This is a genomic window from Lysobacter sp. (assembly GCA_013141175.1).
GTDB lineage: Bacteria > Pseudomonadota > Gammaproteobacteria > Xanthomonadales > Xanthomonadaceae > Lysobacter_I.
This window is the reverse complement of the sequence record JABFRN010000001.1, coordinates 2,473,558-2,486,102: the sequence shown is the minus strand read 5'-3', so window position 1 is coordinate 2,486,102 and position 12,545 is coordinate 2,473,558. Positions and strand designations below refer to the sequence as shown.

Genomic DNA, 12,545 nt, shown 5'->3' with positions numbered 1-12,545 from the left:
TTACTCCGCGTTCGATGGAGGGAGGTGTTCCGACGCGGCTTCCTGCAACGCCTTCAGCTGGGGGTAGAGCGCATCCGGAATCGGCCGGGGGCGGAAATCGGACGCACGCAGCGCCGCGATCCTCACCTCCGCATCCAGCAGACGCACGCCGTCGCGTTCGACGGTCTGCACGATCACCAGACTCGCGTGCCGGCATTGGCGCAGCGCCACGCCGATCTGCAGCGCATCGTCCAGACGCGCCGGCAGACGGAAGTCGATCGACATCGCCCGTACCGCGAACACCAGATCGTGCTGCAGGCGCAACAGTTCCTGGCCGTAACCGTGCGCGCGCAACCATTCGGTGCGGGCGCGCTCGAGAAACGCCAGATACTGTGCGTGGTAGACGACGCCACCGGCGTCGGTATCTTCCCAGTAAACGCGGACAGGGTGGGTGAATGCAGCGTTCATGTTGAAGTCGGCGTCGGCGCGATGGTCAAACGTAACCCGGATCCGCTCGGATTTCCGATCGCAGGTCCGCGGCCCCTATGCATCCGGCGCATCCACGAACAGACCGGCCGCACCCGGCTTCGGTTTCAACCCGAGATGCCGATACGCCTTCTGCGACGCCATCCGCCCACGCGCGGTGCGCACCAGAAAGCCCTGCTGGATCAGATAGGGCTCGATCACGTCTTCCAGCGTGCCGCGCTCTTCGGACAGCGCCGCCGCCAGCGACTCCACGCCCACCGGGCCGCCGTCGAAATTCTCGATGATGAGGTTGAGCAGGCGACGGTCGAGATCGTCGAAGCCTTCCGGATCGACCTTCAGCATCAACATCGCGGCGCGGGCGACATCGTGGTCGATGTGTCCTGCCGCCCTGACCTGGGCGAAATCGCGCACCCGACGCAGCAGGCGGTTGGCGATGCGCGGGGTGCCGCGCGAGCGCCGGGCGATTTCATCGGCCCCCTCGGGGGCGCAGTCGATGCCGAGGATCAGCGCCGAGCGCCGCACGATCCGGGTCAGCTCTTCGGCGCTGTAGAACTCGAGCCGCTGGACGATGCCGAAACGGTCGCGCAGCGGCGCGGTCAACAGTCCGGCGCGGGTGGTGGCGCCGATCAGCGTGAACGGAGGCAGATCGAGCTTGATCGAACGCGCCGCAGGACCTTCGCCGATCATGATGTCGAGCTGGAAATCCTCCATCGCCGGATACAGCACTTCCTCGACCATCGGCGACAAACGGTGGATCTCGTCCACGAACAGCACATCGTGCGGCTGCAGGTTGGTGAGCAGCGCGGCCAGATCGCCGGCCTTCTCGATCACCGGTCCCGAGGTGACGCGCAGATTGACGCCCAGTTCGTTGGCGATGACGTGGCTCAACGTGGTCTTGCCGAGGCCCGGCGGCCCGAAGATCAGCACATGGTCCAAGGCTTCGCCGCGACGCTTGGCCGCTTCGATGTAGATCGACATCTGCTCGCGCACCGGCTGCTGGCCGAGATACTCGTCCAGCCGTTTCGGGCGGATGGTGGCGTCGACGACGTCGTCCTCGCGGCTGGCGCCGCTGGCGATGATGCGGTCTGTGGTCATTGCGGGATTATGGCTGGAACGTCCGGGTTTTACTCCCTCCACTTTCGGCTTTCACTCCCTACCCTTTGCGCGCAGCGCAAGGGAGGGTTGGGGAGGGGTCGAACAACGAAAACTTCAACACCGCAGTGATTCGGCCCTATCCAGGACAACAGCACCCGACCCCGACCCTCCCCTTGCGCGACGCGCAAAGGGAGGGCACGGCATCAGATCTGCACCTGCGAACCCAGTTCGACCAGACGATTGCCCGGGATCCGGAAGAAGCCGGTGGCCGAAGCGGCATTGCGGTGCATCAGCGCGAACAGCTTGTCGCGCCAGACCGGCATGCCGCGATTGGCGCTGGCGATGATGGTCTCGCGGCTGGCGAAATAGGTCGTGTCCATGGGATCGAAATAGATCCCGCCCTTGTCGCAGCTGCGCATCAGCGCCAGCGGCACGTCGGGCGTTTCCATGAAGCCGAAACGGATGACGACGCGATAGAAATCGTTGCCGATGGATTCGATGTTCAGGCGTTTTTCCTTCGGCGCGTGCGGCACGTTGAGGGTGTCGACAGTCAGGAACACGTTGCGTTCGTGCAGCACCTTGTTGTGCTTGAGGTTGTGCATCAGCGCATGCGGCACCACGGTCTTGTCGGCGGTCATGAACACCGCCGTGCCCGGCACCCGTACCGGCGGGGCCAGCATCAGGCCGGGCAGGAAGGTATTGAGCTGGATGCCTTCCTTGCGGATTTCGGCGTGCAGCAGCTCGCGACCGCGACGCCAGGTGCGCATCATCGTGAATGCGGTGATGCCGATGAACAGCGGCACCCAGGCGCCGATACCGGAGAACAGCTTTGCGCCGTTGGCGATCAGGAACGCAAGATCGATCACCAGGAACAGGCCGCACAGCGGCAATACCCACTTCCGGGTATCCGGCCAGCGGGTGTAGGCGACGATCGCCAGCAGCAGGGTGTCGATCAGCATCGTGCCGGTGACCGACAGCCCGTACGCCGTGGCCAACGCGGTCGAGCTGCGGAACGCCAGCACCAGCACGATCACCGCGATGAGCAGCATCCAGTTGATCGACGGCACGTAGATCTGGCCGATGGTGTCCTTCGAGGTGTACTTGATCGCCAGTCGCGGCAGATAGCCGAGCTGGATCGCCTGGCGGGTGACCGAGAATGCGCCGGTGATCACCGCCTGCGACGCCACCGCAGCCGCCACCGTCGCCAACACCAGCATCGGGATCTGCGCCCAGTCGGGGATCGACATGTAGAACGGATTGGCGACCGCCGCAGGATTCGCCAACAGCACCGCGCCTTGGCCGAAATAGTTCAATACCAGCGCCGGCAGCACGAAGGCGAACCAGCCCCAGCGGATGGGCTTCTTGCCGAAATGGCCCATGTCCGCGTACAGCGCCTCGCCGCCGGTCACGGTCAGCACCACCGCGCCGAGGATCAGCACGGCATGCCAGTTGTGGGTGGCGAAGAAATTCCAGGCCCAGTACGGGTTCATCGCTTTGAGCACGATCGGGTTCTGGACGATGTTCCAGGCACCGAATGCCGCCAGCACGATGAACCAGGTGATCATGACCGGGCCGAACGCCTTGCCGACCTTCTCGGTGCCGAAACGCTGCATCGCGAACAGACCGCACAGGATCACCAGACTGATCGGCACCACCCAGTGCGTGAAGACCGGCGAGATCACTTCCAGGCCCTCGACCGCGCCGAGCACGGTGATCGGCGGCGTGATCATGCCGTCGCCGAAAAACAGCGCTGCCCCGAAAATGCCGAGGATGCCGACGGCGTAACTCAAGCGCGAACCGGCTTTCAGGCTGCGCTGCGCGAGCGCGGTGAGCGCCATGATCCCGCCCTCGCCCTCGTTGTCGGCGCGCATGATCACGATCACGTATTTCAGCGTGACCACCAGCAGCAGCGACCAGAACCCGAGCGACAGCAATCCCTTGACCGTTTCCGCGTCGGGCGTCAGTCCGAAATGCGGGTGGAACATTTCCTTGATGGTGTACAGCGGGCTGGTGCCGATATCGCCGAACACCACGCCGACCGCACCCGCGACCAGCGCGGCCATGCCGGCCGATCCGTGTCCGCCATCGGCATGGGAATTGTCTTGATTGGAAGCTTGGCTCATCGAAAGAATCTGCCGTAGTCGGCGCGCGAGGCGACGGAAATGGGGGCTCAGCGCAGTGCGGACTGCAGCGCTTTGCGGATGATGGTGGCGGCATCGTCGCCGGCCGCAGTGGCGTCGCGCGCCATGCGCGCGGCCTCCACGGGTTTGTAGCCGAGCTGCAGCAGTGCGCTGGTGGCTTCGGATTGCGCGTCGGCACCGATGCCGAGACTCGCGGTGGCGCTGCCGGTGACGAAATCCGCTGCGCGGTCGCGCAATTCCACCACCATGCGTTCGGCGGTTTTCTTGCCGATGCCGGGAATGCGGGTCAGCGCGGTCACGTCGCCGGTCTGGATCAGCCGCGCGAATTCGTCGACGCTCGCACCCGACAGCACCGCCAGCGCGATCTTCGCGCCGATGCCGCTGACCTTCTGCACGTCGCGGAACAGCCGGCGTTCGGCGTCGCGCAGGAAGCCGTACAGCGAGACGCTGTCTTCCTTCTGCGCGTAATGGGTGAACAACACCACTTCGCGACCGAGCTCCGGCAGGTCGTAGATGGTGCTCATCGGCGCTTCCAGTTCGTAACCGACGCCGTGGACGTCCACCACCAACCACGGCGGCTGCTTGTGGATCAGGATGCCTTTCAATCGTCCGATCACGACAGCGCCCTCGACCAGGAGGAATGCGACGGCCATCCTTGGCGATGCATCTGCGCCTCCGGAATGACCTGCCCGGCCATCCTTGGCCGGGCGTTCAGCGGCGCGCGAGGCAATGCCTCGCAAACGCGCCGCTTCACCCACGGCGGCTGTTTGTGGATGAGCGTGCCTTTGAGACGACCGATCATGGCTTCATTTCCTCCACGCCTGGCGCGCGTTCACGCCGAGGCGCAATGCGGTGGCGCGCACGTGCGCGTGGGTGATCGCGACCGCCAGCGCATCGGCGGCATCGGCCTGCAGTTTGCCTTTCAGATTGAGCATCATGCCGACCATGTGCTGGATCTGCGCCTTGTCGGCGCCGCCGGTGCCCACCACCGCCAGCTTCACTTCCTTCGCCGCGTATTCGTGCACCGGCAGATCGCGCTGGACCACGGCGCAGATCGCCGCGCCGCGCGCCTGGCCGAGTTTCAGCGCCGAATCCGGGTTGCGGGCCATGAACACTTTTTCGATCGCCACTTCGTCGGGGCGATGGGTCTCGATGATATCGGTCAGCCCGTCGAGCAGGCGCTTCAATCGCAGCGGGAAATTGTCGCGGGTGTCTTCGTCGGCGGACAGCAGATTCAGCGGCGCATGGAACACGTGCGTGGTCTTGCCCGCCGCGTCGACATCGATGATGCCCACGCCGGTGCGCTGCGAACCGGGGTCGATGCCGAGGATACGGGTCACTTCGTTGTGCTCGGCGGATCCGCTCAGGCGTACGCGTCTTGGCCGAGCTCGGCGTTGGAATACACGCTCTGCACATCGTCGAGGTCTTCGAGCCAGCGCAGCAGCTTCACGACCTGCTGCGCGGTTTCGCCGGTGACGGCGATGTCGTTGTCGGCGCGATAGGCCACTTCGGCGATGTCGGGCTTCAGTCCGGCGGTTTCCATCGCCGCTTTCACGGCGACGAACGCATCGGGCGCGGTCATCACATCGATCGCGCCGTCTTCGGGATACACCACCACGTCGTCGGCGCCGGCCTCGATCGCGGCTTCGGTGATGGTGTCTTCGTTGGCGCCGGCCGCGAACGACAGCACGCCCAGTTTCTTGAACATGAAGGACACCGAGCCTTCGGTGCCCATGTTGCCGCCGCATTTGCTGAAGGCATGGCGCACATCGGCGACGGTGCGGACCTTGTTGTCGGTGAGGCAGTCGACGATCACCGCGACGCCGCCGGGCGCGTAACCTTCGTAGCGCACTTCCTCGTATTCGACGCCTTCGAGTTCGCCGGTGGCCTTCTTGATCGCGCGTTCGATCACTTCCTTGGTCATGTTGACCGCAAGGCCTTTGTCGATCGCGGTGCGCAGGCGTGGATTGGTGGTGGTATCGCCACCGCCGGCACGCGCGGCGACCCCGATCTCGCGGATGATCTTGGTGAAGATCTTGCCGCGCTGCGCGTCGACCGCGTTCTTGCGCGCTTCGATGGAAGGACCTCTGCCCATGAACGTCCGATGCCTGTGCGAATGCCAAGCCGGCGATTTTACCCCTATCCCGCAGTCGCTGCGGCCGGTTCAGTCACCAAAACGACCGCGGAGGAGGAAGCCGGCGGTCTGGCGGGCGGCATCGGCCGACAGCACCAGTCCGCTGTGGCTGGCCGGGACGATGCAATGGTCGGTCAGCCCGGGGAGCCGGGTTTCGGCCACGCTGACGGTACCGTCGGAGTCGCCGTCCATCCGTGCGAACAGGCCGCCGACCCCACGCGCACGATTGCCGGCGACCACGCCCACCTCGACCGGCCCCTGCCAAGGCGCGCAGCCGGTTTCGAGCAGGCTGCGGCTGCGGCCCAGCACCAGCGACAGTGGCGCACGGCGACCGCTCATGGCCGCCGCGACCCCGCTGCCACGCAGCGGCGAACCGAGGCAGACCACCCGCTTCACCGGCAGGTCCGGCGCCCGGCGCAGGGCTTCGAGGATGACCAGACCGCCGAGGCTGTGGCCGACCAGCAACTCGACCGGTTTGCGGCGCAGGTGCGCGATCAGGCGGTCGCCGGCATGCTCGGGGTCGCGCAGGATGCTGTCGTAGCCGAACAATTCCGGCGCAAGGCCCTCGCGGCGCAGGCGGATCGCGAACGGCGCCAGCCAATGCCTGGCGTTCCAGATGCCGTGGACCAGCAGTACCTTGGGCGGCGTGGCGCCGTCGATGGACATGTCAGGCACCGCCAGCCTTGCGGCGCAGGATGAATTCGTGGTCGCAGGTCGCGCCGACCGGGAACAGGTATTCGCCGACTTTTTCGAAACCGTAGCGGCCGTAGAAGCGCTGCGCACCGAGATTTTCGCTCCATACGCCGATCCACAGCGTGCGCGGGCCATCGCGTTCCAACCAATCAAGCACCGTCTGGAACAGTTGGCTGCCCCAGCCGCCGTTGTGGGCCTCTTCCAGAATATAGAGGCGCTTCAGCTCGCCATCGCCCTCGGCGAGATCTGCATGCGGAAGACCCGCCGGCCCGGCGACCGCGTGTCCGATCGCTTCGCCATCGCGCTCCAGCAGCCAGATCGCGTAGTGCTCGTCCGCAAGCAGCGAGCGGTGTACATCGACCGAATAACTGTTGTCGAGGAAATACGCGAGATCCTCCGGCGGATAAAGATGGCCGAAGGTCTCGGTGAAATTGCGCCGGGTGATGTCGACGACGCGTTCGGCATCGGCGGCGGTGGCGCGGCGGATGATCATGCTCGATATGCGAAACGGAATGGAAGGCATATCAGAAATGCACGTAGTAGCGAGTAATGAACAAGACTTCCTCGCCCGTAGCGCGCTTGTACGCTGTAAGCACTATTTTGAAGGCGGGCGTGTCGTTTTTCGTTTCAAGAAGATAACCAGCCACCAGCCGACCATTCCCCTTCCGCCGCGTGTCCTGAGTTGGGCTGATTCGAAAATCGGGATGTGCCTTCTCGACAGCTTCTTTGAAATCCGCTTGCGCTTGCGGCAAATTCGCGCCCGCTTGCGACACTGAACACATACCGTTTTCATCCAGGGCGATCAAATAAGCATTGCCAACTCTTTTCTCCTTGTAACGCCTGAGTACCGGGATTCCGCCTGCAGCACCCGCCCCGCTCGATGTAACTTTCTTGACGCCACGTGCCGCAAGCGACGCCTCGATCAAATCCGGATCAGGCCCTTGATTAATACAGACCTTGACGAATTCGTCGACCAGATTAATGCCGGCCGCTTCAGCCGCATGACTTGCCGGAAGAGTCAAGCTCCCTATGCCAATGATTCCAAGAGACAGCACGCAAGCGATTTTCATTGTTCCGACGCCTTAAGTCGCACCTGCACATGCACTTCGGCCAGCTGCACGTCCGGAATCGGCGACGGCGCGCCGGTCATCAGGCACTGCGCGGAGGTGGTCTTGGGGAAGGCGATGACGTCGCGAATGGATTCGGTGCCGGCCATCAGCGCGGCGATGCGGTCGATGCCGAAGGCGATGCCGCCGTGCGGCGGTGCGCCGTAGCGCAGCGCGTCGAGCAGGAAACCGAACTTCAACTCCGCTTCCTCGCGACCGATGCCGAGCAGATCGAACACCGCCGACTGCATCGAAGAGCGATGGATACGAATCGAACCGCCGCCGATCTCGTTGCCGTTGAGCACCATGTCGTAGCCGCGCGACACGGCGGTCTTCGCGTTCGCGCGCAGATCGGCTTCGTCGTCCACCGCAGGCGCGGTGAAGGGATGATGCAGGGCGACGTAGCGCTGCGCTTCGTCGTCCCATTCGAACATCGGGAAATCGGTCACCCACAGCGGCTTCCATGAAGCTTCGACCAGATTCAGATCCTTGCCGAGTTTCAGGCGCAGCGCGCCCATGAAATCGCTGGCGGTCTTATATGTGGCCGCGCCGAAAAAGATCGCGTCGCCGCTCTGCGCGCCGGTGGCTTTGACGATCGCGGCGAGCGTCGCGTCGTCGAGGAACTTGGCGATCGGCGAATTGATGCCTTCACGGCCCTTGGCGACATCTTCGACCTTCATCCACGCCACGCCCTTGGCGCCGTACTTGGCGGCATGCGCGCCGAGGTCGTCGATCTGTTTGCGCGAGAACACCGCGCCGCCCGGCGCGCGCAGCGCGACCACGCGGCCATCCTCATGATTCGCCCAGTCGGTGAAGACCTTGAATTCGCAGGTCTTCACCAGTTCGGCGATGTCGGTGAATTCCATCGGATTGCGCAGATCGGGCTTGTCCGAACCGTAACGACGCATCGCTTCGGCGTAGGTCATTCGCGGGAAGTCGCCGAGATCGACCTCCATCACTTCGCGGAAGATCTCGCGGATCATCGCTTCGGTGGCGTCCTGCACGTCGCGCTCGCCCACCCACGCGAACTCCATGTCGAGCTGGGTGAATTCCAGCTGGCGGTCGGCGCGCAGCGCTTCGTCGCGGAAACAGCGCGCGATCTGATAGTAACGGTCGAAGCCCGCCACCATCAGGATCTGCTTGAACAACTGCGGCGATTGCGGCAGCGCGTAGAACTCGCCCGGATGCATGCGCGCCGGGACCAGGAAGTCGCGCGCGCCCTCGGGCGTGGCCTTGGTGAGGATCGGGGTTTCGATGTCCTGGAAACCGCGCGCGTCCAGCCAACGACGCAGCGCCTGCACCAGCTTGATGCGGGTGCGCATCATCGTCTGCATCTCGGGGCGGCGCAGATCGAGATAGCGGTACTTCAACCGGGTTTCCTCGCCTGCGTTTTCGTGGGCGTGGAACGGCAGCGGCTCGGCCTTGTTCAGCACCTCGATGGCGGTCGGGATGATTTCGATCCGGCCGGTCCGGATCTTGTCGTTCACTGCATGCCGCGCACGCACGGTGCCGGTGACGCGCAGGCAGTCTTCGTTGCCGAGGGCGCTGGCGGCCTTGAACAGTTCGGGCTGGTCGCTTTCGATCAGCACCTGCACGATGCCCTCATGGTCGCGGAGATCGACGAACACCTGATGGCTCTGGACGCGGGCGGTGTTGACCCATCCGCAGAGAGTGACGGTCTGGCCGGTCAGCGCCTCGTCGACAAGGCCGCAGAAGTGGGTACGCATGGGGGGCTCCGGGTGTAGGATCGTCCGGCGCTTGCCGGTCAGCCGCGCATTTTAGCGGTTGCAGCGGCCGAACGCGTCGACGGAACGCCGCGTTGCCTGCGCCCGCCCGCCAGACCTGTCATCGTCCGCCACGTTCAAGGAGTCTGAAATGAAAGGTGTGCTCACCCGCGTATTCGCCGTCGCCCTGCTCGGCCTGTGCGCCCTGCCGGTGGCGGCGCAGCAGATCCAGGCCAAGGCCTACGCGCCCGAACGGGTGTGGGAACTCCCGGTGACGGATCAGCGCCGGGTCATCGGCCTGGAATACAGCGACCAGTCCGGCGGCAGGACCATCCCCGAAGAGCAGATGCGTTTCTATCTGGACCAGGTCCGGCTGTCGAACTGGACCTTCCAGCAGATCAAGAACGACATCGCGCAGTCGCTCGCCGGCGCCGGCGGCTATCCTCCGGCCAACAGCGGCGAAACGGTCCGCTGCGAAAGCACCGACGGCCGCCAGCGCACCTGCCCCACACCGTGGCAGACCGAATCGCGCCTATCCCGACAGCTTTCCACCAGCCCCTGCACCGCCGGCCAGAGCTGGTCGTCCAGCCGTGGCCAGGTCTGGGTCAGCGGCGGTTGCCGGGCCGAATTTTCCGCGCTGGTCAGCAATGCCGGCGGCGAAATCAACTGCGAAAGCAGCGATGGCCGGCCACGCACCTGCGCCACACCGTGGCCCGGCAGCTCCGACCTGCTGCGCCAGATCTCCGGCACCCCTTGCGTGGCCGGCCAGAACTGGTCGTCCAGCCGCGGCGAAGTCCGGGTGACCGGCGGCTGTCGCGGCGTCTTCGTGCCGACCGCCGAGTCGGTATCGAAGGAGGTCCGCTGCGAAAGCAGCGACGGCCGCTACAAGCAGTGCGGCACCAATCTTTACGGCAACGCCGACCTGGTCCAACAGCTGTCGGACCGTCGCTGCACCGAGAACAGCAACTGGGGCCTGCGCAACGGTTCGATCTGGGTGGACAAAGGTTGCCGCGGGGTGTTCCGCGTCGTCGACAACGGTGGTGTCTACAACAACGGCGGCTACAACAACGGTGGTTACGGCAACGACGGCTACGACAATGGTTCCGGCTACACGGTGACCTGCGAAAGCGCCGGCGGCCGATACACGCCCTGCGCCTGGGATCGCAATCGGGGCATGCCGCAATTGTTGAAGACACTGTCCGACAGCCCGTGCACCCAAGGTCATTCGTGGGGCTACAGCCAACGCACGGGACTGTGGGTCAACTACGGTTGCCGGGCACGCTTCGGCCTCCGCTGAGGCCTATCATCGCCACAGCGACCCACCCTCACACCACCGGATACGAGTCTGCAGATATGCCCAAGATCAGAACCCTTCTCCTCCTTGCGATCGCCGCAGCGGCCTGCTCCGCCGCGCCCAGCGCCTTCGCCCAATTCGGCGACAAGGACAGCATCCGCTGCGAAAGCAAGGACGCCCGGCGCGAAACCTGCGCCACGCCCTGGCCCGGCCAGACCCGGCTCATCCGGCAGATGTCGGCCACCGATTGCGTGCAGGGCCGCACCTGGGGCACCACGGCGGGCAAGGTCTGGGTGGAGAAAGGCTGTCGCGCCGAGTTCGGCCCGCAGTACGCCGGCAAGGAAGTGAAGTGCGAAAGCAGCGACGGTCGTCGCAAGAGCTGCGGCAAGGATCTGTACGGCAATGCCGACCTGATCCGGCAGCTCTCCGACACCCCGTGTCGCGAAGGCAGCAGCTGGGGCATGCGCGGTGGCGCGATCTGGGTGGACAAGGGGTGTCGCGGCGTATTCCGCGTCGGCGAAAGCGGCGGTCGCTACAGCACGACCTGTGGCAGCGAAAACGGCCGTCGTCAGACCTGTCCGTGGGACCGCAGCCGCGGCACGCCGACCCTGCTGGAGACGCTGTCGAAATCGCCCTGCACCCAGGGTCGTTCCTGGGGCTACGACAAGCAGCAGGGGCTGTGGGTGGACGAAGGTTGCCGGGCGCGCTTCGGCCTGCGCTGAGCCGGTTCACGTATCGAATCAAGACGCCGCCTCCGGGCGGCGTCTTCGTGTCGGGGCATCGGCGGCTTCAGGGCAACGGTACTTCGTTGCCCCAAGGCGGAGGCGGTGCCGGAAGCGGCGCGCTCAGGTCGAATTCGACCTGGAACAGGCGGCCGTTCGGACGCGAGAGTTCGTACAGGAAGCGACGCCCCGGCTCGATTTCCATTGCCCAGGTGTTCTCGACCGACGCGGTCAAGCCGTTCGCGCGGAAGCTGTCGATGGATTCGGCATCGACCGGAAATGCTTGGCGCTGCGCGGTGCCGGCCGCAGCGGTGTCGCCGCCGTACATCGTCACCTTGTCGGAGGTGCCGTCCTCGTGGCGGTGATCGTGCTTCAGGCGCAGCCCGTTCGCGGTGCGACTCAACACCCAGGTACGCGAGCGGTCGTCGCCGACGTGGAACGGGACGCGGAGGGTGTCCGATCCGCATTCGCGAACGTGCATCACCAGCGGTTTGCCTGCGAATGCGCTGTTCGCGGATGCAGGCGTATCCGCGAGCACCCGGCCCGAAAACGCTTGCCCGCAGTGCTTGCGCAACGCGGCGAGGAAGGCGTCCGCCGGCACGGAGGAGGAGGACGGGGTGCTGGCGCAGGCCGACAACAGGCACAGCGCGATCAACGGGACGAGCCTGCGCGCTCGCATCGGCATGTGCGTCATTCGGCCGGCTTGCTGGCAGCGGGCTTGCTCTCTGCGGGCTTGGCGGCCGGCGCAGGGTCTGCAGCCTTCGTCGCAGGCGCGCTGTCGGCCGACGCCCCGGAGGCCGGCGCGTCGGCCTTTTCGGTGAGGTTCCGCTTCTTGTCGCCGTCCTTCTTGAAGTCGGTTTCGTACCAGCCGCTGCCGGACAAGCGGAACGATGGTGCGGTCAGCTGGCGCTTGACCTGCGTCGCGCCGCATTCGGGACAGTCGGTCGGATCGGGGTCGGACATCTTCTGCAGCCGGTCGAACTGGTGGCCGCAGGCAGTGCATTCAAAGGCATAGATGGGCATGGCGTTCCGTGGCGTCTCGATTGACAGTCGCGATTGGGCCCCATTCTGGGGCCGGATGCCGAAGATGCAAACTCGGGCCATGAATACGATTCCAGACGGCCCCACGGCGGCCATGTGCGTTCGCACATCCGGCGATAGTGCGGTGCGC

General features: G+C 65.2%; 14 protein-coding genes. 2 read left to right on the top strand and 12 right to left on the bottom strand.

The features are described 5' to 3' along the window. The 10 genes from ybgC to aspS all read right to left on the bottom strand — a co-directional run bounded on the left by ybgC (position 1) and on the right by aspS (position 9,361). Positions 1 to 447 (bottom strand): tol-pal system-associated acyl-CoA thioesterase, encoded by a 447-nt coding sequence (gene ybgC, locus HOP03_10910; GenBank protein ID NOT88683.1) that lies wholly within the window; start codon positions 445 to 447, stop codon positions 1 to 3. A 75-nt stretch (positions 448 to 522) separates the two neighbouring features. Beyond that, entirely contained in the window at positions 523 to 1,560 is a 1,038-nt protein-coding gene (gene ruvB / locus HOP03_10905; protein ID NOT88682.1) for a Holliday junction branch migration DNA helicase RuvB, read from the bottom strand. 203 nt (positions 1,561 to 1,763) lie between these two features. Then, positions 1,764 to 3,683 carry a potassium transporter Kup gene (locus HOP03_10900; GenBank protein NOT88681.1) on the bottom strand — a complete coding sequence of 640 codons (1,920 nt, stop codon included), beginning with the start codon at positions 3,681 to 3,683 and terminating at the stop codon, positions 1,764 to 1,766. A 47-nt stretch (positions 3,684 to 3,730) separates the two neighbouring features. Next, complete coding sequence (ruvA, locus tag HOP03_10895) at positions 3,731 to 4,318, bottom strand: Holliday junction branch migration protein RuvA (GenBank protein NOT88680.1); 588 nt, start codon at positions 4,316 to 4,318, stop codon at positions 3,731 to 3,733. A 189-nt stretch (positions 4,319 to 4,507) separates the two neighbouring features. Further along, positions 4,508 to 5,041, bottom strand: a complete 534-nt coding sequence (gene ruvC, locus HOP03_10890) for a crossover junction endodeoxyribonuclease RuvC (protein ID NOT88679.1) — start codon at positions 5,039 to 5,041, stop codon at positions 4,508 to 4,510. A gap of 23 nt (positions 5,042 to 5,064) precedes the next feature. After that, positions 5,065 to 5,796 carry a YebC/PmpR family DNA-binding transcriptional regulator gene (locus HOP03_10885; GenBank protein NOT88678.1) on the bottom strand — a complete coding sequence of 244 codons (732 nt, stop codon included), beginning with the start codon at positions 5,794 to 5,796 and terminating at the stop codon, positions 5,065 to 5,067. 69 nt (positions 5,797 to 5,865) lie between these two features. After that, positions 5,866 to 6,501 carry an alpha/beta hydrolase gene (locus HOP03_10880; GenBank protein ID NOT88677.1) on the bottom strand — a complete coding sequence of 212 codons (636 nt, stop codon included), beginning with the start codon at positions 6,499 to 6,501 and terminating at the stop codon, positions 5,866 to 5,868. Between the two features lies 1 nt (position 6,502). Further along, entirely contained in the window at positions 6,503 to 7,021 is a 519-nt protein-coding gene (locus tag HOP03_10875; protein NOT88676.1) for a GNAT family N-acetyltransferase, read from the bottom strand. A 31-nt stretch (positions 7,022 to 7,052) separates the two neighbouring features. Further along, the gene (locus HOP03_10870) at positions 7,053 to 7,598 is read right to left on the bottom strand and encodes a hypothetical protein (GenBank protein NOT88675.1); all 546 of its coding nucleotides are present in this window, start codon (positions 7,596 to 7,598) and stop codon (positions 7,053 to 7,055) included. Beyond that, a complete protein-coding gene (aspS, locus tag HOP03_10865) occupies positions 7,595 to 9,361 on the bottom strand; it encodes an aspartate--tRNA ligase (protein ID NOT88674.1) in 1,767 nt (588 codons plus the stop codon). Before aspS ends, HOP03_10870 begins: the two co-directional genes overlap by 4 nt. Positions 9,362 to 9,509: 148 nt before the next feature. Between aspS and HOP03_10860 the strand changes: the two genes are divergently transcribed. Next, positions 9,510 to 10,655 carry a DUF3011 domain-containing protein gene (locus HOP03_10860; protein NOT88673.1) on the top strand — a complete coding sequence of 382 codons (1,146 nt, stop codon included), beginning with the start codon at positions 9,510 to 9,512 and terminating at the stop codon, positions 10,653 to 10,655. 56 nt (positions 10,656 to 10,711) lie between these two features. Further along, entirely contained in the window at positions 10,712 to 11,374 is a 663-nt protein-coding gene (locus HOP03_10855) for a DUF3011 domain-containing protein (GenBank protein NOT88672.1), read from the top strand. A 67-nt stretch (positions 11,375 to 11,441) separates the two neighbouring features. Here the strand turns inward: HOP03_10855 and HOP03_10850 are convergent, their stop codons facing one another. After that, positions 11,442 to 12,053, bottom strand: coding sequence for a hypothetical protein (locus HOP03_10850; GenBank protein ID NOT88671.1), 612 nt, complete (start codon positions 12,051 to 12,053; stop codon positions 11,442 to 11,444). A gap of 11 nt (positions 12,054 to 12,064) precedes the next feature. Further along, on the bottom strand, positions 12,065 to 12,397 hold the full coding sequence (locus tag HOP03_10845) for a zinc ribbon domain-containing protein (protein NOT88670.1): 333 nt from the start codon (positions 12,395 to 12,397) through the stop codon (positions 12,065 to 12,067). Positions 12,398 to 12,545: the final 148 nt, after the last annotated feature.